The sequence below is a fragment of the Burkholderia sp. IDO3 genome (genome assembly GCF_003366075.1).
Taxonomy (GTDB): Bacteria; Pseudomonadota; Gammaproteobacteria; order Burkholderiales; family Burkholderiaceae; genus Burkholderia; species Burkholderia anthina.
Genome location: NZ_CP028962.1, coordinates 1,461,844 through 1,485,925, shown reverse-complemented (window position 1 = coordinate 1,485,925; position 24,082 = coordinate 1,461,844). Strand labels below are relative to the sequence as shown.

23 protein-coding genes and 1 pseudogene are annotated in these 24,082 nt (G+C 69.2%); 15 read left to right on the top strand and 9 right to left on the bottom strand.

Annotation, left to right across the window (positions count from 1 at the left end; all coding sequences use genetic code 11):
- Positions 1-4 precede the first annotated feature (4 nt).
- From DCN14_RS06845 to DCN14_RS06830, 4 genes are all read left to right on the top strand, one after another.
- Positions 5-1,504 carry an efflux transporter outer membrane subunit gene (locus DCN14_RS06845; RefSeq protein ID WP_096499313.1) on the top strand — a complete coding sequence of 500 codons (1,500 nt, stop codon included), beginning with the start codon at positions 5-7 and terminating at the stop codon, positions 1,502-1,504.
- Between the two features lie 21 nt (positions 1,505-1,525).
- Positions 1,526-2,221: a heavy metal response regulator transcription factor gene (locus DCN14_RS06840; protein WP_096498828.1), complete on the top strand. Its 696-nt coding sequence runs from the start codon at positions 1,526-1,528 to the stop codon at positions 2,219-2,221.
- On the top strand, positions 2,218-3,675 hold the full coding sequence (locus tag DCN14_RS06835) for a heavy metal sensor histidine kinase (protein ID WP_096498830.1): 1,458 nt from the start codon (positions 2,218-2,220) through the stop codon (positions 3,673-3,675). The genes DCN14_RS06840 and DCN14_RS06835 overlap by 4 nt, the downstream gene beginning before the upstream one ends.
- A 95-nt stretch (positions 3,676-3,770) precedes the next feature.
- A complete protein-coding gene (locus DCN14_RS06830) occupies positions 3,771-4,376 on the top strand; it encodes a LysE family translocator (protein ID WP_096498832.1) in 606 nt (201 codons plus the stop codon).
- Positions 4,377-4,494: 118 nt separating this feature from the next.
- On the opposite strand, the gene DCN14_RS06825 is transcribed toward DCN14_RS06830, so the two are convergent.
- Positions 4,495-5,343, bottom strand: coding sequence for an AraC family transcriptional regulator (locus tag DCN14_RS06825; protein ID WP_096498834.1), 849 nt, complete (start codon positions 5,341-5,343; stop codon positions 4,495-4,497).
- 161 nt (positions 5,344-5,504) lie between these two features.
- Here DCN14_RS06825 and DCN14_RS06820 point away from each other — a divergent pair, with 161 nt between their 5' ends.
- Positions 5,505-6,299 carry an SDR family NAD(P)-dependent oxidoreductase gene (locus DCN14_RS06820; RefSeq protein WP_096498836.1) on the top strand — a complete coding sequence of 265 codons (795 nt, stop codon included), beginning with the start codon at positions 5,505-5,507 and terminating at the stop codon, positions 6,297-6,299.
- Between the two features lie 54 nt (positions 6,300-6,353).
- Here the strand turns inward: DCN14_RS06820 and DCN14_RS06815 are convergent, their stop codons facing one another.
- From DCN14_RS06815 to DCN14_RS06800, 4 genes are all read right to left on the bottom strand, one after another.
- Positions 6,354-6,728: a hypothetical protein gene (locus DCN14_RS06815; protein WP_096498838.1), complete on the bottom strand. Its 375-nt coding sequence runs from the start codon at positions 6,726-6,728 to the stop codon at positions 6,354-6,356.
- A gap of 237 nt (positions 6,729-6,965) precedes the next feature.
- Positions 6,966-8,036: an AI-2E family transporter gene (locus tag DCN14_RS06810; protein ID WP_096498840.1), complete on the bottom strand. Its 1,071-nt coding sequence runs from the start codon at positions 8,034-8,036 to the stop codon at positions 6,966-6,968.
- Between the two features lie 163 nt (positions 8,037-8,199).
- Positions 8,200-9,309: an NADH:flavin oxidoreductase/NADH oxidase gene (locus DCN14_RS06805; protein WP_096498842.1), complete on the bottom strand. Its 1,110-nt coding sequence runs from the start codon at positions 9,307-9,309 to the stop codon at positions 8,200-8,202.
- A gap of 147 nt (positions 9,310-9,456) precedes the next feature.
- Positions 9,457-10,143: a type 1 glutamine amidotransferase domain-containing protein gene (locus tag DCN14_RS06800; RefSeq protein ID WP_096498844.1), complete on the bottom strand. Its 687-nt coding sequence runs from the start codon at positions 10,141-10,143 to the stop codon at positions 9,457-9,459.
- 404 nt (positions 10,144-10,547) lie between these two features.
- On the opposite strand from DCN14_RS06800, the pseudogene DCN14_RS38605 reads away from it, so the two are divergent.
- Positions 10,548-10,789, top strand: a pseudogene (locus DCN14_RS38605) (GH32 C-terminal domain-containing protein); the annotation flags it as partial.
- 108 nt (positions 10,790-10,897) lie between these two features.
- Here DCN14_RS38605 and DCN14_RS06790 read toward each other — a convergent pair.
- Entirely contained in the window at positions 10,898-11,647 is a 750-nt protein-coding gene (locus DCN14_RS06790) for an SDR family oxidoreductase (RefSeq protein WP_096498846.1), read from the bottom strand.
- Between the two features lie 135 nt (positions 11,648-11,782).
- Entirely contained in the window at positions 11,783-12,700 is a 918-nt protein-coding gene (locus tag DCN14_RS06785; protein WP_096498848.1) for a LysR family transcriptional regulator, read from the bottom strand.
- A gap of 273 nt (positions 12,701-12,973) precedes the next feature.
- Here DCN14_RS06785 and DCN14_RS06780 point away from each other — a divergent pair, with 273 nt between their 5' ends.
- The 8 genes from DCN14_RS06780 (at position 12,974) to DCN14_RS06745 (ending at position 20,978) form a co-directional block, all read left to right on the top strand.
- Positions 12,974-14,458 carry a PLP-dependent aminotransferase family protein gene (locus tag DCN14_RS06780; protein WP_096498850.1) on the top strand — a complete coding sequence of 495 codons (1,485 nt, stop codon included), beginning with the start codon at positions 12,974-12,976 and terminating at the stop codon, positions 14,456-14,458.
- 92 nt (positions 14,459-14,550) lie between these two features.
- Positions 14,551-14,988, top strand: coding sequence for a carboxymuconolactone decarboxylase family protein (locus tag DCN14_RS06775; RefSeq protein ID WP_096498852.1), 438 nt, complete (start codon positions 14,551-14,553; stop codon positions 14,986-14,988).
- Between the two features lie 10 nt (positions 14,989-14,998).
- Positions 14,999-15,418: a cupin domain-containing protein gene (locus DCN14_RS06770; RefSeq protein ID WP_096498854.1), complete on the top strand. Its 420-nt coding sequence runs from the start codon at positions 14,999-15,001 to the stop codon at positions 15,416-15,418.
- Between the two features lie 285 nt (positions 15,419-15,703).
- Entirely contained in the window at positions 15,704-16,402 is a 699-nt protein-coding gene (locus DCN14_RS06765) for a TetR/AcrR family transcriptional regulator (protein ID WP_096498856.1), read from the top strand.
- Positions 16,399-17,361, top strand: coding sequence for an HlyD family efflux transporter periplasmic adaptor subunit (locus DCN14_RS06760; RefSeq protein ID WP_096498858.1), 963 nt, complete (start codon positions 16,399-16,401; stop codon positions 17,359-17,361). The genes DCN14_RS06765 and DCN14_RS06760 overlap by 4 nt, the downstream gene beginning before the upstream one ends.
- Positions 17,358-18,329, top strand: coding sequence for an ABC transporter ATP-binding protein (locus DCN14_RS06755; protein WP_096498860.1), 972 nt, complete (start codon positions 17,358-17,360; stop codon positions 18,327-18,329). The genes DCN14_RS06760 and DCN14_RS06755 overlap by 4 nt, the downstream gene beginning before the upstream one ends.
- The gene (locus DCN14_RS06750) at positions 18,326-19,480 is read left to right on the top strand and encodes an ABC transporter permease (RefSeq protein ID WP_096498862.1); all 1,155 of its coding nucleotides are present in this window, start codon (positions 18,326-18,328) and stop codon (positions 19,478-19,480) included. Before DCN14_RS06755 ends, DCN14_RS06750 begins: the two co-directional genes overlap by 4 nt.
- Positions 19,481-19,490: 10 nt before the next feature.
- Complete coding sequence (locus DCN14_RS06745) at positions 19,491-20,978, top strand: efflux transporter outer membrane subunit (protein ID WP_096498864.1); 1,488 nt, start codon at positions 19,491-19,493, stop codon at positions 20,976-20,978.
- Positions 20,979-21,133: 155 nt separating this feature from the next.
- Here DCN14_RS06745 and DCN14_RS06740 read toward each other — a convergent pair whose 3' ends face one another.
- Positions 21,134-22,351 carry a porin gene (locus tag DCN14_RS06740; protein WP_096498866.1) on the bottom strand — a complete coding sequence of 406 codons (1,218 nt, stop codon included), beginning with the start codon at positions 22,349-22,351 and terminating at the stop codon, positions 21,134-21,136.
- Positions 22,352-22,474: 123 nt separating this feature from the next.
- On the opposite strand from DCN14_RS06740, the gene DCN14_RS37870 reads away from it, so the two are divergent.
- Positions 22,475-22,831, top strand: a complete 357-nt coding sequence (locus tag DCN14_RS37870) for a hypothetical protein (RefSeq protein WP_143331620.1) — start codon at positions 22,475-22,477, stop codon at positions 22,829-22,831.
- Here DCN14_RS37870 and DCN14_RS06735 read toward each other — a convergent pair.
- Positions 22,823-23,887, bottom strand: coding sequence for a phytoene/squalene synthase family protein (locus DCN14_RS06735; protein ID WP_096498868.1), 1,065 nt, complete (start codon positions 23,885-23,887; stop codon positions 22,823-22,825). The genes DCN14_RS37870 and DCN14_RS06735 overlap by 9 nt on opposite strands.
- Between the last annotated feature and the right edge of the window lie 195 nt (positions 23,888-24,082).

The following is a 24,082-nucleotide window of genomic DNA, read 5'->3' as shown; positions in this document are numbered from 1 at the left end:
CGCGATGCGCGCCCGCCTGCGCCCGACGGCAGTTGCGGCCGCGGCGACGGTCGCGCTCGCGGCCCTCGCCGGCTGCACCGTCGGCCCCGATTACCGCCGCCCGGCCGTCGATACGCCGGCCGCGTGGCGGCTCGACCCGGCCGATGCCTACTGGCACCCGGCCTCGCCGGCCCGCGCGCCGCTCGATCCGGCATGGTGGACCGCGTTCGGCGATGCGCAGCTCGATGCGCTGGAAGCCGACGCGCTGCGCAACAACCAGAACCTGAAGGCCGTCGCCGCACGCTACGACCAGGCGAAGGCCACACTCGCGTCGGTCGCGTCCGCGCAATATCCGGCCGTCGGTCTGAATGCGAGCGGCCAGCGCTTCAAGATCTCCGCCGACCGGCCGCAGACCAACTACGCGACGGTCAGCACATCGACCGTGCAGAACGACATCCAGGTCGGCGCGAGCGTCAGCTACGAGCTCGACCTGTTCGGCCGCGTGCGGCGCAGCGTCGAATCCGCGCAGGCCAGCTCGGAGCAAGCACGCGACGATTTCGCGAACGCGCGCCTCGTGCTGACCGCCGATCTCGCGTCGAGCTACTTCGCGCTGCGCGAACTCGATACCGAGATCGACGTGGTCAAGCGCTCGATCGACCTGCAGCAGAAGGCGCTCGACTACGTGAGCGCGCGCCACGACCTCGGCGCGGTCTCGGGCCTCGATCTGCTGCAGCAACGCTCGCAGCTCGATGCGACGCGCACGCAGGCGCAGTTGCTGATCCAGCAGCGCGCGCAGGTGGAAACCGCGATCGCGACACTGGTCGGCACGCCAGCCCCCGCGTTCTCGCTGCCGCCGCGCGTCGTGCCGATCCATGCGCCCGAATTGCCGACCGGCATGCCGAGCGACCTGCTGCAGCGGCGGCCGGACGTCGCGTCCGCCGAACGCGCGATGGCCGCCGCGAACGCGCAGATCGGCGTCGCGCGCGCCGCGTATTTCCCGCGCATCGCGCTGTCGCCCGACATCGGCTGGGATGCGACGCGCTTCGCCGGCCTGTTCACCGTGCCGGCGCTGCTGTGGTCGGTGGGCGCGTCGGTCAGCCAGCCGCTGTTCGAAGGCGGCAAGCTGAAGGCCGGCGTCGACTTCGCGCAGGCCGGCTACGTGGCCGCGCAGGCCGATTACCGGCAGACCGTGCTCACCGCGTTCCAGGAGGTGCAGAATGCCGTAACGGGCCTGTCGGTGCTCGCGCAGGCCGCGCAGCAGGCGTCGGCCGCCGTCGACGATGCGCGCAAGCTCGTGTCGCTCGCGCAGGACCGCTACGCGGGTGGCCTGACGCCGTTCATCGACGTGCTGACCGCCGAGCAGCAGTTGCTGACGAGCGAACGCCAGGCCGTGCAGATCCAGGGCCAGCGCGCGGCGCTCGTCGTGTTTCTCGCGAAGGCGCTCGGCGGCGGCTGGGACGGCACCACCGCGCCAACCGCCGTCGCGGGAGCGTCCCCGCAGCACGACGCGGGCGCGGCCCCCTAACCCGGTTACGCGGACAAGCCTATGAAAGTCCTGATTGTCGAAGACGAACCGAAAGTCGTCGAATACCTGAAAAGCGGCCTGACCGAGGAAGGCTGGGTCGTCGATACCGCGCTCGACGGCGAGGACGGCGCGTGGAAGGCGGTCGAGTTCGACTACGACGTGGTCGTGCTCGACGTGATGCTGCCGAAGCTCGACGGCTTCGGCGTGCTGCGCGCGTTGCGCGCGCAGAAACAGACGCCCGTCATCATGCTGACCGCGCGCGACCGCGTCGACGACCGCGTGCGCGGGCTGCGCGGCGGCGCCGACGACTACCTGACCAAGCCGTTCTCGTTCCTCGAGCTGATCGAGCGGCTGCGCGCGCTGACGCGCCGCGCGCGCGTGCAGGAATCGACGCTGATCTCGATCGGCGACCTGCGCGTCGACCTGATCGGCCGCCGCGCGACCCGCGACGGCACGCGCCTCGACCTGACCGCGCAGGAATTCCAGCTGCTCGGCGTGCTCGCGCGGCGCAGCGGCGAGGTGCTGTCGAAGACGACGATCGCCGAACTCGTGTGGGACGTGAACTTCGACAGCAACGCGAACGTCGTCGAGACGGCGATCAAGCGGCTGCGCGCGAAGCTCGACGGCCCGTTCGCGGAAAAACTGCTGCACACGATCCGCGGCATGGGCTACGTGCTCGAGGCGCGCGAGGACGGCGACGGCGAGAGGCACCCATGAAACGCTCGATCACCCTGCGCCTTTCGGCGATGTTCGGCATCGTGTCGCTGCTCGTGTTCACGCTGGTCGGTTGCGGGTTGTTCGTGATGATGGAGCGCCAGTTGTTCGCCGAACTGCGCGCGACGATCGACACGCGCGCGAAGGTCGCGCAGATGATCGTGTCGCACGCGACCACGGCCGCGCGCGGCCGGCTGATGCAGGAAAAGCTCGCCGACCTCGAACCGCCCGACGGCTCGACGCGCTACCAGATCGAGAGCCCGGACGCCGACTTCCGCTTCGGTCGTCCGATCGACGGCGCGCCCGTCGGCAAACCGTTCGGCGCATTCCGGCAATACGCGCTCAACCACAGCAGCTACGACGTGATGACGAAGACCATCCCGATCGCGGGCAGCGGCGAGCGCCCCGATCTGAAGCTGATCGTCGCGTCGTCGTGCGAGCGCACGCAGCGGATGCTGCGCCGTTTCGTGTGGACGCTCGCCGCGCTGATCGCGACGGCCACCGTCATCACGCTGCTGCTGAGCCGCGCGGTCGCGCGCTTCGGGCTCGCGCCGCTCGAACGGCTGTCGCAGGACGCGGCGGCCGTCAGCGCCACCAACCGCCGCCAGCGGCTGCAGACCGACGCGCTGCCAACCGAGCTGCGCGATCTCGCCGCCTCGTTCAACGGCGCGCTCGAACGCATCCAGCAGACCTACGCGCGGCTCGAAGCCTTCAACGCGGACGTTGCGCACGAACTGCGCACGCCGATCAGCATCCTGATCGGCCAGACCCAGGTCGCGCTGACGAGCCGCGACCGCTCGGTCGACCGGATGCGCCAGACGCTGCAGTCGAACCTCGAGGAGTTCGAACGGTTGCGCGTGATCATCAACGACATGCTGTTCCTGTCGCGCAGCGATCGCGGCGAGCGCGCGACCGACCTGAAGCACGTGTCGCTCGCCGACGAGGTGCGGCGCATGCTCGATTTTCTCGAAATTCCGCTCGACGAAGCGCAGTTGCGCGCCGAACTGCACGGCGACGCGCGCGCGGCCGTCGATCCGTCGCTGTTCCGCCGCGCGATGACCAACCTGCTGATCAACGCGATCCAGCATTCGGCGCCCGGCGCGACGCTGAACGTGACGATCACGCGCCGCGACACGCTCGTCGACGTGTCGGTCGCGAACCCCGGCGAGCCGATCGATCCCGTGCAGCGTTCGCACGTGTTCGAGCGCTTCTACCGGCTCGAGGAAGCGCGCGCGAACAGCAAGGAGAATCACGGGCTCGGGCTGTCGATCGTCAAGGCCGTCGCGGAGATGCATGGCGGCAGCGTGTTCGTCGCGTGCTCGGGCGGCACCAATACGTTCGGCTTCTCGGTGTCGGCGCAGCCGTTCACCGGCGCCCCGCTGCGCGCGGCCGACGCGACCGACCCGCATGCGCCGCACCCGGCGCGCCCGGCGCACGCATCGCGCGCGATGCACTGACGGCGGCCGCGCCGCCGAGGGCAGTTTTCTTCAATACGGGCCCGCTCGGCTTCTTTAGTCTCGATGCGACTTTCACATTCGCATGGAGACTTCCGATGAGCATGCTGGTTTCGATGGCCGCGTTCGCGCTGGCGTCATCGATCACCCCCGGTCCCGTCAACATCGTCGCGCTCAGTGCGGGCGCGCGCCACGGTCTCGGCGCAAGCCTGCGCTATGCGGCCGGCGCGACGCTCGGCTTCGTCGCCCTGTTCCTGCTGATCGGCCTCGGGCTGCACGCGGCGCTCGCGCGCTGGCCGATGCTGACCACGGCCACCCAATGGTCGGGAATCGCGTTCCTGCTCTACCTCGCATTGCGGCTCGCGCTCGACGACGGCCGGCTGTCGGCCGACCCCGCCGATCCGGACGCACCGGGCGTCGCCGGCCCGTCGGCAGCAGCCGGCGCGGCGATGCAGTGGCTCAATCCGAAAGCGTGGCTTGCGTGCGTGGCCGCGATGGGCGCGTATGCGGCCGACGGCGACCGCACGCAGGTCTGGCAATTCGCCGCGCTATATCTGGTGATCTGTTTTGCGTCGATCGCGTGCTGGGCGTATGCGGGCGCATCGCTGCGGCACCGGCTCGCGAACGCGCGGCGGATGCGGCTGTTCAACCGCGCGATGGCGTTGTTGCTCGCGGGCAGCGCGCTCTATCTGCTCGACCTCTAGCGCGGTCGTTCCGCGATACGCGCGTTACGCCGAATGGCGTATTCGACCGGCGTCGCGAGCCGATGGCGGCCTGCCGCCGTACGGCGCCGCAGCGATCCGGCGTTGCCCGCTCCGCCGCTCAGCTCGCGGCGCTTCGATATTGTCCCGGCGTCGCGGCTGCGATGCGGCGGAACGCGCGCTGGAAATGCGCCTGGTCGGCGAAGCCCGCATCGAGCGCGACGTCGGCGATCGGCCGGCCGCGGCGCAGCTCGGTGCGGCCGTACTGCACGCGACGATCGATCAGGAACGCATGCGGCGTCATGCCGTAACGGGCGTTGAACGCGCGGATCAGATAGGACGGCGACAGATCGGCGGCCGCGCAGATCGCATCGAGCGTGACGGCCTGCCGGCAATGCGCGGCGATGTAGTCGGCCGCGCGCGCGAGCTTCGCGTTGTCGGCGCCGCGCGCGGCGTGCGCAGGCAGGTCGCGATCGAGCGCGCCGTGCAGTCGCGTGAAGAATTCGACCGCCGCGCTTTCCTTGCCGAGCGGATCGACGCCGGGCGACACGAGCGTGCGGTAGAACCCGCCGAATTGCGCGAACAGGTCGCGCCGTTGCGTCAACTTCGGCGAAAAACCCTGAAAATCGCCATTCGGATCGCGCCCCAGCGAATGCTGCAGACGCGTGAGCCACGGCACGTCGACGTAGACCATCCGGTATGCCCACGCGTCGGGGCCGTACGGGTTGCATGCATGCACCTGTTCCGGATCGATGATCACGAGCACGCCGCGCCCGACGTGCTCTTTCGTCGGGCCGTTCAGGTAGGTGCTCGTGCCGCCGACGATCGCGCCGAGCGAAAACGTGTCGTGCGTGTGTTTCGCGTAGCAGATCGTCCGCCCGTCGTCGACGGTGCGCGCCTCGATGAACGGCAGCGCGGCGTCGCGCCAGAATGGCGACGGCACGGCGAGGGGGTTGGCGGAACGGCTCACGCGACAGGCTCCCGGATCGGATGGCGAACGCACACCGTACAAGACTGTGCGACGCGACGCAACCGCAAGCCGACGCGTCGCGGCCGGATCGCCTAAGCTTTGAATTCCGGCCGCCGCGGCGCACGCGGCGGGTTCCGTTCCCTCTTCAAACCGGTACGTTCATGCACATCGATCTGAAAGGCAAGACCGCGGTCGTCACCGCCTCCACCGCCGGCATCGGGCTGGCAATCGCCGAAGGGCTCGCGCACGCCGGCGCGCGCGTCGTGGTCAACGGCCGCAGCGACAAGTCGGTCGACGCCGCGCTCGCGCTGCTGCGCACCGCGGTGCCCGGCGCGGACGTCGACGGCGTCGCCGCCGACCTGTCCGGCGCAGACGGCGTCGCGCGCATCACGCAGCACACGCCGGAGGCCGACATCCTCGTCAACAATGCGGGCATCTACGGGCTGAAGGCGTTCTTCGACATCGACGACGGCGAATGGGAGCATTACTTCCAGACCAACGTGATGTCCGGCGTGCGTCTCGCGCGGCATTACCTGAAGGGGATGCTCGCGCGCAACACCGGCCGCATCGTGTTCATCTCGTCGGAATCGGGCCTGAACATCCCGGTCGACATGATTCACTACGGATTCACGAAAACCGCGCAACTGGCGATCTCGCGCGGCCTCGCGAAACTCGCGGCCGGCACGAACGTGACGGTCAATTCGGTGCTGCCGGGGCCGACGATGTCCGAAGGCGTGCGGGCGATGCTGAAGGCGACGGCCGACGAAACGGGCCGCAGCATCGACGATGTTGCCGTGGATTTCGTGCGCAGCGAGCGGGCAAGCTCGATCATCCAGCGGCCGGCGACGACGGAGGAAGTCGCGAACCTTGTCGTGTACGTGTGCTCGCCACAGGCATCGGCAACCACGGGCGCGGCGTTGCGCGTCGACGGCGGCGTGGTCGACACGATCGCGTAACGGCAAACCCGGCCGACAAGACCGGGACGGCAGGCGCGGCGGACGGCCGCCGCGCTATCGGGAAGCGGCCTTGCCCGGCTGCAGCGCGCCCTTGCGGTCGGCGTCCATGCAGGTATCGAAGCCGCGTTGCGTGACGGCGCCGGCCTTGTCGAACACGACGAAGTAAGGCCGATGATCGTTGCCGTGCTCGATGACGTAGTTGTAGCAGACGCCGTTGCCGTTGCGGACCATCCACACGCTGCGCGGATTGCCGCCCGCGCGGACGACGTCGGTGCGCATCGCGCCATGCCGCGACGCGGCCCTCGCCAGCGGGGTACGCGAATACGAGAACGGCAGCCACGAATCGAACCACGCACAGCCGTGCAACATCAGGCAACTGGCCGCCAGGGACAGCGTCGCTGCGGGACGGGACATCGGAATCAATCGCATGCTTGGAGGAATCTGCTGCGCCGTGCCGGCGCGATCGAAAGCCCCATGCTACTAGACCTTGGGGTTCGGATCGAAAAGAAATGTTGAAATCGGTGTCCGGCGGCGCGGATCATGCACGCCGCGCGCAAACCGGATCGCGGTGACGCGCAGCGGCGCCGGACGGGCCGTCACCCGCCCTTGCCGGTGCACCGCTCACCGTTACGCCGATGCGACGGACCGGCGCAGCGGCCGGCACCGTCATGCGACCCATTCGGCCCACAGCATCGTCAGCACCGTCATCAGCGCGGGGCCGACGAACAGCCCGATCAGGCCGAACGTCTCGGCGCCGCCGAGAATGCCGAACAGCACGAGCAGGAACGGCAGGCGCGTCGAGCTGCCGATCAGCACCGGCCGCACGAAATGCTCGGCGACGAACACGACCACGAAGCCGACCGCCAGCACCACGATCGCCCACACGGTCGCCCCCTGCACGAACAGCCACAGCGCCGCGCCGCAGAACACGATCGGCGCGCAGAACGGCAGCATCGCGGCAATGGCCGTCACGAGGCCGAGCAGCGCCGAGTGCGGGACGCCCGCGAGCGCATACGCAACGCCGAGAATGGCGCCCTCGCCCAGCCCGACGACGACCAGCCCCGTCACCGTGCCGTACACGGCCGCGACCATCCGTTCGATCAGATCCGCGCCGCCGCGCCCGAACGCACGCCGCGCGCCCTGCAGCAGCGCACCCGACAACTTGTGGCCGGCACGCAGGATCACGAACAGCGTAACCAGCATGAAGCCGAATTCGAACAGCCCGTGCGCGAGCTTCGTGCCGAACTGCCGCCCGAAAGCGATGAATTTCGCGCCGCTCGCACCGTGCATCGCCGAGTCGGCATGCAGCGGATGACCGAGATTGGCCTGCCACCATTGGGTGATCTGCGCGGACCCGTAAGGCAGCCGCCCGACCACGTCCGGCAGCGGAATGCCGTTGTCCTGGATCGAGTGCAGCCACATGCGCAAGTCGTGCTCCTGCGCGAACGCCTGCCCCAGCGCGAGCGCCACCGGCAGCACGACGAGCAGCGAAATCCCGGCGGTGATCACCGTCGCGGTCAGGGTCGGCCGGTCGCGAAACCACCGGTCCGACTCGAAGCGTTTCAGCAACGGCCACAGCGCGATCGCGATCACGCATGCCCATGCAATGGCGGGAATGAAATCGCGGATCACCCACAGCGCGAGCACCAGCAACACCGCATACAGCACGGCGCGGGCAATCTGCTGCACGCGCGGGCGCACGGCGGCATCCTGGGAGGGCGGGACATGTGCGCGCATGGCACCTCTGTCGAAATGAAAAAATGGCGGTTCGCCCGGGCCGAAAACCCGGGCGAACCGCCATTCTATCCATCGTTGCCGCGACGGCACGCCGACGTCGCGCGCCACGTCGTCAACCGCGGGCCGCGGCGAACGCCGCGCCGTCGCGCGACCGGACGCGTGCTCAGGCCACCTTGTCGGCAACGCGATAGCGCTCCAGCCAGTGCGCATACGGCGCGGGCAGCGTCCACGACGGACGCTCGACGCCGAGCTGCTTGGCCGCGTAGTACGGCCAGTGCGGATCGGCAAGATGCGCGCGGCCGATCATCACGAGGTCGAGCTGCTGCTCGGCGACGACACGGTTCGCCAGCTGCGGCGTGTCGATGCCCCACGCCGACGACACCGGCAGGCCGGCTTCGCGGCGCACGCGTTCGGCGATCGGCGCGAGGAACGCCGGGCCCCACGGAATCTGCGCGTCGGGCGTCGAGAAGCCGACCGACACGCTCAGCATGTCGAGCCCTTCCTGCTTCATCCGCTGCGTGAGCGCGATCGATTCGGCGAGCGTCTCTTCGTCGCGGCCGTCGTATTCGATCACGCCGAGGCGCGCGGTCAGCGGCAGGTGCTCCGGCCATACCTGGCGCACCGCCTTCAGCGTATCGACGAGGAAGCGGCCGCGGTTTTCCGCCGAACCGCCGTATTCGTCGTCGCGCCGGTTCGAATGCACCGAGAAGAAGCTCTGGCCGAGATAGCCGTGCGCGAAGTGCAGTTCGAGCCATTCGAAGCCGAGGTCGCGTGCGCGCTTCGCCGATGCGACGAAGTCGGCCTGCACGCGCGCGATGTCGTCGTGCGTCATCGCGCGCGGCGTCTTCGGCAGATGCGCGCCGAACGGAACGGCCGACGGGGCGATGGTCTGCCAGCCGCGCGGATCGCCGTCGGCGATGTGATCGTCGCCTTCCCACGGACGGTTCGCGCTCGCCTTGCGGCCCGCATGCGCGATCTGGATGCCGGGCACCGCGCCCGCCGCCTTGATTGCCGCGACCGACGGCGCGAACGCCTCGGCCTGCGCATCGGTCCACAGCCCGGCACAGCCCGGCGTGATACGGCCTTCCGGCGACACGGCCGTCGCCTCCGCGATCACGAGGCCCGCGCCGCCGCGTGCGATGCCGGCCAGATGCACGTGATGCCAGTCGTTGACGACGCCGTCTTCGGCGACGTACTGGCACATCGGCGGCACCGCGATGCGGTTGCGCAGCGTGACATCCTTGAGTTTGAACGGTTCGAACAGGGCAGACATCCACCACTCCTTTGCTTGGTTCTGCGAAACGGCTGGACGATCCACCGCACGGGAGTGCGCGGCAGAACGATTCGGGCCGTCGTCGGGCCGGCTGTGCCCGGCGACGGAAACGGCGCGGCACCGGTCATGCCGGCGCCGGGCAAACTTTCATCGACGGCCGAGTTGCGCGAGCAGCGCCTCGGCCGCCGGCGCCGACGACGCGGGGTTCTGCCCCGTAATCAGCAGCCCGTCGGTGACGACGTGCGGCGCCCAGTCGGCGCTGCGCTCGAACTGCGCGCCGTTGGTCTTCAGCATGTCCTCGACGAGGAACGGCACCACTTCCGTCAGCTCGACGGCCGCCTCCTCGCTGTTGGTGAAGCCCGTCGCACGCTTGCCGCGCACGACCGACTCGCCGGTGTTCGGATCCTTCACGTGGCGCAGCACGCCCGGCGCGTGGCACACGGCCGCGACCGGCTTGCCGGCCGACAACGCGCGCTCGATCAGGCCGATCGAATGCAGATCCTCGGCGAGATCCCACAGCGGGCCGTGGCCGCCCGGATAGAACACCGCGTCGTAATCGTCGACCGACACGTCGGCCAGCTCGCGCGTCGCCGCGAGTTCGGCCCTGGCCGCCGCATCCGCGTCGAAACGGCGCGTGGCGTCGGTTTGCGCAGCCGGATCGCTGCTTTTCGGGTCGAGCGGCGGCTGGCCGCCCTTCGGCGACGCGAGCGTCAGTTCGACGCCGGCATCCTTGAACGCGTAATACGGCGCGGCCAGTTCCTCGAGCCAGAAGCCGGTCTTCTTGCCGGTGTCGCCGAGCGTGTCGTGCGAGGTCAGGACAACCAGAATCTTCATGATCGGACACTCCTTCGAAATGGGGGAACGGGGCCGCGTCGCGCGGCGGCCAGCATGGCGCACGCCGCGTGCCGCGAACGACGCGCGCCTGCCGGTTAGTCCGCTGGCGGGCGCCGACGTGCCGGTCGCGCATCGAAAATGTTCGTTGCCCGATGCTATTAGACCAGTCGTCTAGTCGGAGCATCGAAAAAAACGACGACCTCTCCTGCACGAGCAGCATCGCAGCGCGATATGGCATTTTCGCGTCTGCGCGATGCGTCAGGAACGGCGTCGCATTCAGCAGGCTGGATGATAGCCCTGGATTAGACCGGTCGTCTAGCGATCCGGGATTCGGCCCTGCCATCGTCATGGCTTTTGCAACGGAGCGCATCCGGCAACAGCCGTTGCCGATCGCGCCCCCTTTCCGGTCCGGTGCTGCGGCTTTCGCGAGCACGTTCAGCCGCGAACATATCGCCGATCTGCCGCGCGAGCACGGCCGCCCGCAGGGCTGGAAATCGTCATCGAGCGCGGTTCGGTCGACGGGTTCGCGAACGGCGGCCGCGTGGCGGTAACGGGCCTGATATTTCCGCCGCGCGATGCGGATCGTGGCGCCGTATTCGCCGAGCAGGGCCGCGTGACGTTTCCGGGGCCGACGGTGATGCAACTCGACGCGCGCCACACGGCGCCCGACGACGTCGCGCCAGCGATTCGACTGGCCGGCCGGGCTGCGCCGCTCGACGTCGCATCAAGCGGTGCAGCCCGGCCGGTTTCACGCTCAGAGCAAGCCCATCCCGCCCGACGCGATGATTTCCGCGCCGACGATGAACGCTGACTCGGGTGCGCTCAGGTGCAGCACCGTCGACGCGATTTCGTCCGGCGTGCCGAACCGGCCGATCGGCACGAGCCCCTTGATCTTTTCCGCGGTCTCGTCGAGCGTCGCCGCATCGAGCCCGAGCTTGCCGTACAACGGCGTCTCGACCGGCCCGGGGCTCACCACGTTCACGCGCGCGCCGTGCGGCAGCAATTCCGTCGACAGCGTCTTCGCGAACGAATTGACCGCCGCCTTGCTTGCCGCGTACACGGACGAACCCGGCATCCCGATGTGCGCGTTGATCGACCCGTTGATCACGATCGACGCGCCGCGGTTCAGCAGCGGGACGAGCGCCTGGATCTGGAAATACGCACCCTTCACGTTCGTGTTGAACACGAGGTCCCACAACGCTTCGTCGATATCCGCGAACGGCGCGAGTTTCGCGACGCCCGCGTTGATGAACACGGCGTCGAGCCGCGCGCCGGATGCCGCGATCGCATCCGCCAGCGCCCGCGCCGACGCGACGCTGCCGGCCTCGTTGCGGATCGCGAGCGCGCCGTCGCCGAGCGTCTCGCGCGCGGCGGCGAGCGTCTGCTCGTCGCGACCGGTGATGATGACCCGCGCGCCTTCGGCCGCGAATGCCCGTGCGGCCGCCAGGCCGATGCCGCTGTTGCCGCCCGTGACGAGTACCGTTTTTCCTTCGAAGCGTTGCATGATGTTCTCCTGTGAACCGGTGAGTTGACCGTGAACACAGGATGCGCGCGGCGCCCGGGGTTGCCGTACGACGGGCGCGGCGGACACGTTCGAAATCTTCGAACATGTTTGCGGAGGCTCGCCCGGACGGCGCGCTCAACCCGCCACGTCGATCCCGTCGAGCAGCCGCTGCGCGAGCCGCGGTTCCCGCAATTGCTCGAGCCACCATTGCAGCGCGCGGCCGTCGCGATCGCCGCGCCACGCGACATACAACACGTTCGGTTCGCGCGGATCGGCCGTTTCCTTCTCCACCAGCTCGCCGCGCGCCAGCAGCGACGCGACCCGCCGGCGCGGCACCCAGCCGACGCCGAGCGCGTCGCGCTGCGCAAGGATCTTCGCGCGCATCGACGGCACCGCGAGCACCGCCTGCCCGCCGAGCAGCCCGTACGCCCGGCCGACCGAGCGCCGCGACGAATCGGCGACGACGACCGCGCGGTGCGCGCCGATCGCATCCCGCGTGAGCCGCTCGCTCGACGCCGCAAGCGGATGGCGCGGCGATACCGCGAACACCCATTCCATCGCGCCGAGCTCGAACCACTTGAAACCCGGGATTGCCGGCGGCTCGTTGGTCGCGCCGACGACCAGATCGGCGCGACCGTCGCGCAGCGCCTCCCAGGTGCCGCCGAGGACTTCGTGCGTGAAGCGCAGCGACACGCCCGAATCGAGCGCGTCGAACGCACGCACGACCGGCAGCAGCGTATCGAACTCCAGCACCTCGTCGCTGACGATCCACAGCCGGTCCTCCCAGCCGCTCGCGACCTGCCGCACGCGCTGCGTGAGCCGCGCGACGTCCAGCGCGAGGCGCGATGCCTCGTCGGTCAGCAACTGGCCGGCCGGCGTGAGCTGCAGCCGGTAGCCGCGCCGGTCGAACAACAGCGCGTCGAAGCGCGTTTCGAGCTGCCGCGCGGCGTGCGACACCGTCGACGGCGCCTTGCCGAGCCGCGCGGCCGCCCGCGACAGGCTGCCGGTGGCGCGGATCGCATCGAGCAGCGCGAGTTCGTCTTCGGACAACATGAGCGGCACTCCGGTCGGGGGGTGTCGTGGATCGTAAGGCAGCGGCGGGCGGCGGTCCAATCGAATGGCGCTGCGCCCGGTGTGCGGCGGATGCAGGCCAACCCTCCCGACGGGGGGCGATCCCTTCGGGCATCCGGACAGGCACGACCACAAGCACGCTCATTCCCCCGGACGCACGAAGCCGCACATGCCGCCCTCCCGAGCGCCAGTCCGGCCATGAACTTCCGGTATGCTGACAAACACCGAATTCCAGTATCCGAGGTAACCACTGCGATGGACATCGCGATCCGCATCGAAGGCCGCCACGACCTGACCGGGCAGATCTTCCGCCAACTGCGCACCGCGATCGTCGACGGGCGGCTCGAAGGCGGCACCCGCCTGCCGTCGACGCGCGACCTCGCGAAGCAGCTCGGCGTATCGCGCAAGACGACGCTCGATGCGTTCGAGCGCCTCGTCGCCGAGGGCTACCTGAACACGCGCGCCGGCGACGGCACGTTCGTCGCCGACGGCCTCGCGCGGGTGCCGCATGCGGCGGCCGCGGCAACGCCGTCGCTCGTCGAAGCCACGCCGCCGGTTCATGCCGTCGATGCGCGCGAACTGTGGGACGACCTGCCCGACGCGCTCGCGATGCCCACGCCGCAGGACTCGCCCGCCTTCGACTTTCGCGGCGGCGTGACCGACAAAACGCTGTTCCCGTTCGACGCGTGGCGCCGCTGCCTGCACCACGCGCTGCGCCAGCAGGCGCGCGGCCCCGGCCAGTATCACGACCCGGCCGGCGATCCGCAGTTGCGCGGCGCGATCGCGCGCTACGTCGGGTTCAGCCGCGCGGTCGCGTGCGGCTGGGACGACGTGCTCGTCACGCAGGGCGCGCAACAGGCGCTCGACCTGATCGCGCGCGTGGTCGTCCGGCCGGGCGACGTCGTCGCGGTCGAGAATCCCGGCTATCCGCCGGCACGCGCGGCGTTCGCGTCGCTCGGCGCGACGGTGATCGGCGTGCCGGTCGATGCGCACGGCATCGTCACCGAGCGGCTGCCCGACGACGCGCGCCTCGTCTACGTGACGCCGTCGCACCAGTTTCCGCTCGGCATGCCGATGACGCTGGACCGGCGCGTCGCGCTGCTCGAATGGGCGCAGCGCCGCCGCGCGGTGATCATCGAGGACGACTACGATGGCGAGTTCCGCTTCGAAGGCCGCCCGGTGGAATCGCTGAAAAGCCTCGACCGCACCGGCCTCGTCGCCTACGTCGGCACGTTCTCGAAGACGATCTTCCCGGAACTGCGGATCGGCTACGCGATACCGCCGCGCGCGCTGCGCGGCGCGCTGTCCAAGGCCAAGCAGATCGTCGACTGGCATACCTGCTCGCTGACGCAGGCCGCGCTCGCGCGCTTCATGCTCGAAGGCGACTTCGCGCGGCACCTGCGGCGCGTGCAGAAGCACTACGACGCGCGCCGCACGATGCTGATCGCGCACCTGCGCGGCGGCCTCGCGCCGTGGTTCGACGCGATCGCGCCGACCGCCGGCATTCACCTGGCCGCGCTACTGAAACCCGAGCTCGACGAAACCGCGCTGGTGCGGGCCGCCCGCGCCGACGGCATCGGCCTGTACGGGATCTCGGCATTCCATGTCGGCGCGCCGGTCCGCGCGGGCTTGCTGTTCGGCTATGGCGGGATCGACGCGCTGCGTATCGACACGGCGCTCGCGAAGCTGGCCGCGCTGCTGGATTCGGGCGGCACCGGCCACACGCCACTGGTTACCTGAATTTTCCGGAAATTGGACATTCAAGCGAACCAGTGAGCGGCATACAGTAGGTCCTGTCGCGCCACCGTGCGCATCAACCCCCAGGACCCGCCATGCAACCGCGCCTGAACTTCTACGCCGCCAGCCCGAACGCCATCAAGGTGATGCGCAACGCCGAGGAATTCCTCGCGAAGAGCACCATCGAAAAACCGCTCGCCGAACTCGTCCGGCTGCGCGCCTCGCAAATCAACGGCTGCGCGTTCTGCGTCGACATGCACACGACGGACGCGCGCAAGGGCGGCGAAACCGAGCGCCGCCTGGCGACCGTCGTCGTGTGGCGCGAAACGCCGTTCTTCACCGAGCGCGAACGCGCGGCGCTCGAATGGACCGAAGCGCTGACGCTGGTCGCCGACAACCACGTGCCCGATTCCGTCTGGGAAGCCGTGAAGCCGCATTTCAGCGACGCGGAGCTGTTCGAACTGTCGCTGCTGATCACGACGATCAACGCGTGGAACCGCTTCGCGATCGCGTTCCGCAAGATGCCCGAATAAGGAGACGACGATGATGCGTTCGACTCTCCGTCATACGTTTCTGTGCGCGTCGCTCGCGCTCGGCGCCGCGCTGCCGGCCGCCGTCCATGCGCACGACGCAGGCGACAACGTGCACGCGATCATGCGCCAGGCCGTGCCCGAAGCGCCCGGCAAGCTCGCGGTCGTCGCGACCGTCGATTATGCGCCCGGCCAGGCGTCGGAACCGCACCGGCACCTCGGCTCGGTGTTCGCCGTCGTGTCGAAAGGCGAAGTGCTGTCGCAGGTGAACGGCGGCCCGGTGCGCCGCTATCGCGCCGGCGAAGGCTGGTACGAGCCGCCCGGTTCGCGCCATCAGGTATCGCGCAATGCGAGCGCCACCGAACCCGCACAACTCGTCGTGTTCGGGCTGACCGGCGAGCACGATCCGCTGACGTCGCCGATCGATCAGTGACGACGTTTCAGGCGCGCGTGCCGCGGCGCACGCGCGCGCCTGCTTCACGACCGGCCGCCCTGCCGGCGCCATGCCGGATCCGCGCCGATGCCTCACCGGTTTCGGCCATCTCCCCTCCGCCGCTTCCTCATTAACCGCTTCCTACACGCCGCCACCCGCGCACGGCCCTCCGTCGAGCCACCTCCGCGCACGTCCGCACCGCCATTCGGCGCACGCCTGATCTCGATCAACGCGGGCGAAAACCCTTCCTTGAAATTAACTAACTCATCAATTAGCGTCGATTTCATGAACGCGAAATCCACCGTCGCCAAGCCGCGCGGGCGCCGCCCGTCGGCGGAAGACTTCGACCTGCGCGACCACATGCTCGACGTTGCGATCCAGCTGTTCGCCGAGCGCGGCATCGCCGCGACGACGGTTGCGCAGATCGCCGCGGCCGCCGGCGTCACGTCGGCGATGGTCCACTACTACTTCACGAGTCGCGAGCACCTGCTCGACGCGATCGTCGAGGAGCGGCTCGCGCAGGTCATCGCGTTCGTGTGGCGACCGACCGCGCCGCAGATCGAAAACGATCCGTTCGCGCTCGTCGCCGAACTCGTCGACCGCTTCTTCGACGTCACGCATCGCATGCCGTGGCTGCCGTCGATCTGGCTACGCGAGATCGTCCACGAAGGCGGCCTGCTGCGCGAGCGGATGGTCCGCCGCATTCCGCTCGAGCATGTCGGGCGTTTTGCCGAACGCATCCGCGCCGCGCAGCAGGCCGGCACGCTGAACCCGTCGCTCGAACCCGCATTCCTGTTCCATTCGATCATCGCGCTCGTGATGCTGCCGCTCGCGACCGCGAAGCTGTGGCAAAGCGCGCGCGGCCTGCCGCCGATCGATCGCGACGTGCTGCATCGCCATGTCCGCGCGCTGCTCGACTCCGGCATGCAGGCGCCCGCCACCGCGCCGGATGCGCGCTCGCGCACGCCACGGAGGCCGTCGTGAGCACCGCCCGCGCGCTGCCGCTCGCGCTGGCCGCTACCGCGCTGCTCACCGGTTGCGGACGCTCGGCAGACACCGGCACGACCTACCAGGGCTATGTCGAAGGCGAATTCGTGTACCTGTCGTCGTCGCAAGCAGGCACGCTGACCCAGTTGTCGGTCGAGCGCGGCCAGGCCGTCGCGGCCGGTACGCCGGTGTTCTCGCTCGAAGCCGTCAGCGAAACGGCCGCGCTGCGGCAGGCGCAACATCAGCTCGCGGCCGCACGCGCGCAGCTTGCCGATCTGCAGACCGGCAAGCGTCCTCCGGAGATCGCGGTCACGCGTGCCCAGCTCGCGCAGGCCACCGCACAAGCGGCGCGGGCCGCCGCGCAACGCGTGCGCGACGAACGCCAGTACGCGGCCGGCGGCCTGTCGCAGCAGCAGCTCGACGATACGCGCACCGCCGCGCAGACCACTGCCGCGCAGATGCGCGAGTTGCAGAACCAGGTCGAAGTCGCGCGGTTGCCGGGCCGCGAGCAGCAGGTCGCCGCCCAGGCCGCGCAAGTCGACGCCGCGCAGGCGGCGGTGACCGAAGCGCAATGGAAGCTCGACCAGAAGCGCGTCGCCGCGCCCGCCGCCGGGCGCGTGTACGACACGCTGTACCGCGTCGGCGAATGGGTGCAGGCCGGCAATCCGGTCGTGCAGATGCTGCCGCCGCAGAACCTGAAGGTGCGCTTCTTCGTGCCGGAGGCCGCCATTGTGTCGCTCGCCCCGGGGAAGACAGTCTCGGTCCACTGCGACGGCTGCCCGGCCGACTTGCCCGCGCGCATCACCTACGTGTCGAGCGAGGCCGAGTACACGCCGCCCGTGATCTACAGCAACGCGAGCCGGACCAAGCTCGTGTTCATGGTCGAGGCGCGCCCGGCGCTCGCCGACGCGCCGAAGCTGCATCCGGGCCAGCCCGTCGCCGTGAGGGTGCGATGAACGTGCCTTCCGCTCCGTACGCGATCGACGTCGACCGCCTGAACAAGCGATTTGGCGACAAGCACGTCGTGAAGGACGTATCGCTGCGCGTCGCGCGCGGCGAGATCTTCGGCTTTCTCGGACCGAACGGCAGCGGCAAGACCACGTCGATCCGGATGATGTGCGGCCTGCTCACGCCCGACTCGGGCAGCGGCACCTGCCTCGGCTACGACATCGTGCGCGACAGCGCGCAGATCAAGCGGCGCGTCGGCTACATGACGCAGCGCTTCTCGTACTGGGAAGACCTGTCGATTCGCGAGAACCTCGATTTCGTCGCGCGCGTGTACGGGATGCCCGATCGCCGCGCGGCCGTCGCGCGCGCGCTCGACGGGCTCGGCCTCGCAAGCCGGGCGGACCAGCTCACGGGCGCGCTGTCCGGCGGCTGGAAACAGCGCCTCGCGCTCGCCGCGTGCATGCTGCACGAACCGGAACTGCTGCTGCTCGACGAACCGACCGCCGGCGTCGATCCCGCCGCGCGCCGCGACTTCTGGGAAGAACTGCACCGGCTGGCCGCGCAAGGGATCTCGGTGCTCGTCAGCACGCACTACATGGACGAAGCCGAGCGCTGCCACAAGCTCGCGTACATCGCGTCCGGCGAACTGCTCGCGCAAGGCACGTCGACGGAAATCGCCGCGTCGCAGCACCTGTCGACCCGCACGATCACGGGCGGGCACCTGGCCGAACTGTCCGCGCAGCTGCGCACGATGCCGGGGGTCGACCAGACCGTCGTGTTCGGCTCCGCGCTGCACGTGAGCGGCCGCGACCGTGCGCTGCTCGACGCCACGCTCGCGCAGGTCGCGGCACAGGCCGCCGCGCAGGCGGGCGGCCGTGCATCGCTGCAGGTCGCGCCGATCGACACCGGGCTCGAAGATGTCTTCATCTACATGATGGGCCGTGCATCCGGGCCGCCCGGCGGAGCATCGTCATGAACGCATGGACGGGCCTGCGCGAGTCGTTCTCGGTCGCGCGCTGGTGGAGCATCGTGATGAAGGAATTCCTGCAGTTGCGCCGCGATCGCGTGACGTTCGCGATGATCGTCGGCGTGCCGATCATCCAGCTCGCGCTGTTCGGCTTCGCGATCAACACCGATCCGAAGCATCTGCCGACCGCGGTGATCGTCGCCGATCCGAGCCCCTTCGCACGCAGCTTCATCGCCGCGATGCGCAATTCCGCGTATTTCGACATCGTCGCGGCGCTGCCCGACGAAGCGGCCGGCCGGCATGCGCTCGCGCGCGGCGACGTGCAGTTCGTGCTGAGCGTGCCGGCCGATTTCTCGAAACGGCTGCTGCGCGGCGAGCATCCGTCGCTGCTCGTCGAGGCGGACGCGACCGATCCCGTCGCGACCGCGTCGGCGATCAGCGCGCTGCCGGGCCTCGTGCAGCCCGTCGCGGACAAGGACCTGACGGGCCCCCTCGCGCGCCTGAACGGCCGCCCGCCCGCGTTCGACGTTGTGCTGCATCGCCTGTACAACCCCGAAGGCATCACGCAGTACAACGTCGTGCCCGGCCTGATGGGCGTGATCCTGACGATGACGATGGTGATGATGACGGGCCTCGCGATCACCCGCGAACGCGAGCGCGGCACGATGGAAAACCTGCTCGCGACACCCGTACGGCCGATCGAGGTGATGACGGGCAAGATCGTCCCGTACGTGTTCATCGGGCTGATCCAGGTGTCGATCATTCTCGCCGCCGCGCGGTACGTGTTCGAGGTGCCGTTCGTCGGCGGCGTATTCGCGATCTACCTGGCCGCGCTGCTCTTCATTGCCGCGAACCTGACGGTCGGCATCACGCTGTCGTCGCTCGCGCAGAACCAGTTGCAGGCGATGCAGCTCGCGGTGTTCTACTTCCTGCCGAACATCCTGCTGTCGGGCTTCATGTTCCCGTTCGCCGGGATGCCGAAGTGGGCGCAGTTCATCGGCAACCTGCTGCCGCTCACCTACTTCAACCGCCTGGTGCGCGGCATCCTGCTGAAAGGCAACGACTGGACCGACCTGTGGCCGTCCGTGTGGCCCGTCGCACTGTTCACCGTCGTCGTGATGGGTGTCGCGCTGCGCTTCTACCGGCGCACGCTCGATTAGGGGCCGCGCGATGAAACCGCCTTCGCGTCGCGCCTCCCTCGCTGCCCACGGCAGCGTGCTGGCCGCCGTCGCACTGCTCGCCGGATGCGCGGTCGGGCCGGATTTCCGCGCGCCGGACCCGCCGGCCACGCCACGGTACACGCACGATGCGGCGCCCACGACCACGGCGGCCACCGGCGGCCCGGCCGGCGGCGCGCAGACGTTCGAGCCGTCCGCACACACGCTGCAACGCTGGTGGACGACGTTCGGCTCCGATCCACTCGACCGCCTCGTCGATACCGCATGGCACAACAGCCCGACGCTCGCCGAGGCCCACGCGCGGCTCGACGAAGCGCGGCAGAACCATGCGGCCCAGGCCGGCGCGACGATGCTGCCGCGCATCGACGCAAACCTGTCCGCCACGCGCGAGCAGGTCGACATCGCCTCGTTCGGGCTGCCCGCCAGCGTGCCGAATCCCGGGCCGTTCACGCTGTATGACGCGTCGGTGAACGTGTCGTACACACTCGACGTGTTCGGCGGCGACCGACGCGCGCTCGAAGCGCTGCGTGCCCAGGTCGACTATCAGGCGTACACGCTCGATGCCGCCCGCCTGACACTCGCGGGCAACGTCGTCGCGACCGCGATCCTGCGCGCATCGCTCGCGCAGCAGGTCGCGCTCACGCGGCAGCTCGTCGACGCGCAGGCGCGGCAATTGCGCATCGTCGAAGCGCGCTTCGCGGCGGGTGGCGTGTCGCGGGCCGACGTGCATGCCCAGCGTGCGCTGCTCGCGCAGACACTGGCATCGCTGCCGCCGCTCGCGGCGCGCTACGCGCAGGCCGGCCACCGCCTCGCGATCCTGCTGGGCGCGCCGCCGTCCGGCGCCGTGCTGCCCGACCTCGCGCTCGACGCACTCGCGCTGCCGCGCACGCTGCCGGTCGCGCTGCCGTCGACGCTCGCGCGCGAACGGCCCGACATCCGCGCGGCGGAGGCCGTGCTGCACCAGGCGAGCGCGAACGTCGGCGTGGCCACGGCGAACCTGTATCCGCGTTTTTCGATTTCGGCAGGGGTCGGGTCGGAGCGCTCGCGCATCGTGGATATCGTGAGCGGGCTCAATGTGTGGAACGTCGGCCTGGGCCTGACGCAGCCGCTCTTTCACGGCGGCGAACTGCGCGCGAGAAAACGCGCGGCCGAAGCGGCGTACGACGCCGCATTCGCGAGCTATCGGGAAACCGTGCTGCTGGCGCTTCAGCAGGTCGCCGACGCGATGCGCGCGGTCGAACACGATGCCGCCGAATTGCAGGCGAGGAACACCGCTGCGCAACAGGCAGCGGCGGGCAATGCGATTGCCGGCGATCGCTACGCGGCGGGCGGAATCAGCCGGGTCGACCTGCTCGACACGCAGCGGCAGGCACTGCAGACCGCGCTCGACCGGACACGCGCGCAAGCCGACCGGCTTGCCGATACGGCGGCGCTGTTCCAGGCGCTGGCGGGAACGTGGGCGGATGATTCGCATCACTGATCGCCGGATGGCGCGAGCACGCGTCGTCGAACGCGCGTGACCGGCAACCGCACCCGCGCTACGCGGCCCGCACGACCGTACCCATGAAAAAACCGGCCCGAAGGCCGGTTTTTTCATACCGCATGCCGTGAGCGGCGCTCGCGCGCCGCGCGACATCAGAAGCGGTGGATCATGCCGACGCCGGCAGCGATCTGGTTCTGCTTCGAACCTGCGCCCACGCCGTCGCCGATCGACGTCGTCGCCGCAACGACGCCGAGCGTCGGGTTCCACGTGTTGCCGCTCGAGTGCTGGTAAGCCTCAAGCGCGTACAGACCCGTACGCTTGGACAGGCTGTAGTACTGCGACAGCGTGACCTGATGGTACTTGGCTGCGCTCGTGATGCCGTTCGACTGCGTTGCCGCCGTGTACGAGTAGCCTGCCGCGAAGTCCCACTGAGCCGACGCCTTCCAGTGCAGCACGGCGCCTGCCGTGTTGAAGATCGCGGTGTTGCGGAACGACGAACCGGTGCCCGGGGTGTACTTGACGTTCGAGTACGACGCCGAAATGTCCCATGCCGGCGTGAACTGATAGCCAGCCGTCACGGCAATGCGTTGCTGCGATTGCGCCGTCGCGTAGCCGTTGTTGATCGACGAGACAGCCGGTTGCGCGCCGTTGCCGCTGCTGTCGAGGCCGTTCTGGGTCGTCGAGTTCGCGCCCCACGCGCCGCCGCCGAGCGTCGAGTTGTTGATCTTCTGGTAGCCGACCGCGATGCCTGCCGGGCCGTTCAGGTACTGGATCGCCGCACTCCACGTCGAGCCGCGGTTCGTGCTGCCTGCAACGCCGCCGAACGAGTACGAACCGCCGACCGTGAAGCCGTAGAACTTCGGCGACATGTAGACGAGCGAGTTGTTCGCGCGGTAGCTGGTATCCAGCGAGTCGATATCGCCCGGGTGCGCGCCGTAGTAGCCGGTCAGCCAGGTCGTCGGGCTGTACGGCGACAGCAGCGTGTAGTACGCGGTGTACTGGCGGCCTGCCGTCAGCGTACCGTACGTCGGGTTGGTCATGCCGACCCATGCCTGACGCGTGAAGATGCCGCCCGACCATTGCGACGCGCCGTTATTCCCGTTGAAGCCGGCTTCCAGCTGGAAAATCGCCTTCGTGCCGCCGCCGAGGTCTTCGCTGCCCTTCAGGCCGAAGCGGCTGCCGGCCCAAATGCCGGTGGCCATCTGCACCTTCGAGTGACCGCCGGAGGTCGCGCCGGTTGCCGACGAGTTGTTCTGGTAAGCGATAGCGTTATCGACGATACCGTACAGGGTCACGCTGCTCTGGGCGTGGGCTGCGGTAGCGGCTGCGAGACCCACTGCCGTCATGGCGAAAGCGACGCGCTTTTTCATTGATTCTCCGTCCTCAAAGAATGATTTCTTTTCTGGTGTGGTTTTATGCACATGTGCGAGTACATGCCGGCGCAATTCTGACGGATTACCAATCGTTTCCCAATACGCACAGTCGGTCATCGTATGATCGACGCAACGCGCGGGTTCACCAAACAGTTACACAACACCTTGAAACGCTTATGCGGCGGGCCTCCCCGGCATTTGACGGTGAAAACCCTAGCTTTACATTTTGACGGGTGTCACGCGACCGTCCGATGTCGTCAGACGCCTTCCGGTGAAAACCATCTTACAAATGCGCAACCGCGGCTGACGCCGCGATTCACGCCGGCGGGCAGGATCGCTGACGTTCATGACACCCACATTTCGGAACGTGAAATCATGAAAACGTTTCAGCCGGCGCGGGAGATCGGGCGGGAGCGGCCCGGCGAACGCGGGCCGAAAGAGGATGCCGGCGCGGCGCGCCGGCGGCATTCAACGTGACGCGGATTGCGCGATCCGTGCGTCGACCGCATCGATCAGCGCGTTCATCCGTGCGCGGATCGCCGTGTTCGAACCGACGAGCGCGAGCGACGACGCCATGATCCGGTAGATCCGCTTTCTCGGCACCTTCGCCGGGCTGGCCGGATCGAGCCACGCATCGTGCGCGGCCAGCAGTTCGAGCGTTTCGAGGCCGATCATGATCGGCCACAGGCAGGCAAGCCGCAGCCGCACGAAGCGGCGCGGAATCGCGAGCGTATACAGGCACGCGTCGCGATACTGCGCGAGCGTCACGCGCAGCAGGTCGAACAGCACGCCGCGCGCGCGCGCCGACGCGGCGGGCGACATCAGGCCGGCGACGCTCAACCCGTGCGCGGCCAGCACGTCGTCCGGCAGGTAGCAGCGGCCGATGCGCAAGTCCTTCGCGCAGTCGCGCAGGATGTTGGTCATCTGCAGCGCCTTGCCGAAACGGATGCCCTTCTCGCGCATGTCCGGCAAGTCCCAGCCGCGCGCGGCCTGCGTGTGCGCGCCGGTCATGTCGGTCCAGAATTCGCCGACGCAGCCGGCGACCAGATACGTGTAGCGGTCGAGCAGGTCGCGGGTGGGCAGCGACGCGACCTGCCCCGACTGCTCGTCGGGGAACGTGCGCAGGTCGAACTCCATCCCCGACGTCAGCGTCGCGACGACCTTGCGGATCGAAACGCTGTCCGCGGCCGGCTGCGCGCGCAGCAATCCGAGCATCGGCTGCATCGACCCGAGCAGCACGTGCTCGTGCGAATCCGTCTGCATCCGCGTCACGTCCTCGAGCGAGCGCGACAGCGCCACGCCGTCGCCGAGCCGCTCGACCTCGTCGCGCAACTCGGTGAGCAGCGCCGCGCGGCGATCGGGCGCGACGAGCGCCGTATCGGCGATCGTGTCGGCCGCGCGCGCCAGCAGATAGGCCAGGCCGACCGGGTCGCGCATGCCGTCCGGCAGCACGCGCAGTGTCAGGTAGAAGGAGCGGGAAACGTTCTTCAGCAGGTCGCCGAGCAGGTAGGCGGGATCGGTATGAGTCGTCATGGATCGGTAAAAATCGGCCGGCGCGGGCCCCGAACGCCCGTGGGCGCCGGGCGCCCGCGCCGGCCCGCGAGTCGCCGCATCGCCGTGCGCGGGCGGGGGTCGGCCCGGCGCGGCGATGCAAAAGTCCCGCAAGTTTAGTGCATCCGGCCCGCCGCCTGCCCTGAGGCGGGCGGGAATGCGCCCGATTCGCCCGCC

Excerpts from the sequence above, each read along its gene's own strand:
- DCN14_RS06830 (WP_096498832.1), top strand. The coding sequence starts at position 3,771 with ATGAGCATGCTGGTTTCGATGGCCGCGTTCGCGCTGGCGTCATCGATC.
- DCN14_RS06800 (WP_096498844.1), bottom strand. The coding sequence starts at position 10,143 with ATGAAGATTCTGGTTGTCCTGACCTCGCACGACACGCTCGGCGACACC.
- DCN14_RS06840 (WP_096498828.1), top strand. The coding sequence starts at position 1,526 with ATGAAAGTCCTGATTGTCGAAGACGAACCGAAAGTCGTCGAATACCTG.
- DCN14_RS06805 (WP_096498842.1), bottom strand. The coding sequence starts at position 9,309 with ATGTCTGCCCTGTTCGAACCGTTCAAACTCAAGGATGTCACGCTGCGC.
- DCN14_RS06750 (WP_096498862.1), top strand. The coding sequence starts at position 18,326 with ATGAACGCATGGACGGGCCTGCGCGAGTCGTTCTCGGTCGCGCGCTGG.
- DCN14_RS06820 (WP_096498836.1), top strand. The coding sequence starts at position 5,505 with ATGCACATCGATCTGAAAGGCAAGACCGCGGTCGTCACCGCCTCCACC.
- DCN14_RS06785 (WP_096498848.1), bottom strand. The coding sequence starts at position 12,700 with ATGTTGTCCGAAGACGAACTCGCGCTGCTCGATGCGATCCGCGCCACC.
- DCN14_RS06845 (WP_096499313.1), top strand. The coding sequence starts at position 5 with ATGCGCGCCCGCCTGCGCCCGACGGCAGTTGCGGCCGCGGCGACGGTC.
- DCN14_RS06755 (WP_096498860.1), top strand. The coding sequence starts at position 17,358 with ATGAACGTGCCTTCCGCTCCGTACGCGATCGACGTCGACCGCCTGAAC.
- DCN14_RS06780 (WP_096498850.1), top strand. The coding sequence starts at position 12,974 with ATGGACATCGCGATCCGCATCGAAGGCCGCCACGACCTGACCGGGCAG.
- DCN14_RS37870 (WP_143331620.1), top strand. The coding sequence starts at position 22,475 with ATGATCGACGCAACGCGCGGGTTCACCAAACAGTTACACAACACCTTG.
- DCN14_RS06765 (WP_096498856.1), top strand. The coding sequence starts at position 15,704 with ATGAACGCGAAATCCACCGTCGCCAAGCCGCGCGGGCGCCGCCCGTCG.
- DCN14_RS06775 (WP_096498852.1), top strand. The coding sequence starts at position 14,551 with ATGCAACCGCGCCTGAACTTCTACGCCGCCAGCCCGAACGCCATCAAG.
- DCN14_RS06770 (WP_096498854.1), top strand. The coding sequence starts at position 14,999 with ATGATGCGTTCGACTCTCCGTCATACGTTTCTGTGCGCGTCGCTCGCG.
- DCN14_RS06740 (WP_096498866.1), bottom strand. The coding sequence starts at position 22,351 with ATGAAAAAGCGCGTCGCTTTCGCCATGACGGCAGTGGGTCTCGCAGCC.
- DCN14_RS06735 (WP_096498868.1), bottom strand. The coding sequence starts at position 23,887 with ATGACGACTCATACCGATCCCGCCTACCTGCTCGGCGACCTGCTGAAG.
- DCN14_RS06815 (WP_096498838.1), bottom strand. The coding sequence starts at position 6,728 with ATGCGATTGATTCCGATGTCCCGTCCCGCAGCGACGCTGTCCCTGGCG.
- DCN14_RS06745 (WP_096498864.1), top strand. The coding sequence starts at position 19,491 with ATGAAACCGCCTTCGCGTCGCGCCTCCCTCGCTGCCCACGGCAGCGTG.
- DCN14_RS06835 (WP_096498830.1), top strand. The coding sequence starts at position 2,218 with ATGAAACGCTCGATCACCCTGCGCCTTTCGGCGATGTTCGGCATCGTG.
- DCN14_RS06790 (WP_096498846.1), bottom strand. The coding sequence starts at position 11,647 with ATGCAACGCTTCGAAGGAAAAACGGTACTCGTCACGGGCGGCAACAGC.
- DCN14_RS06810 (WP_096498840.1), bottom strand. The coding sequence starts at position 8,036 with ATGCGCGCACATGTCCCGCCCTCCCAGGATGCCGCCGTGCGCCCGCGC.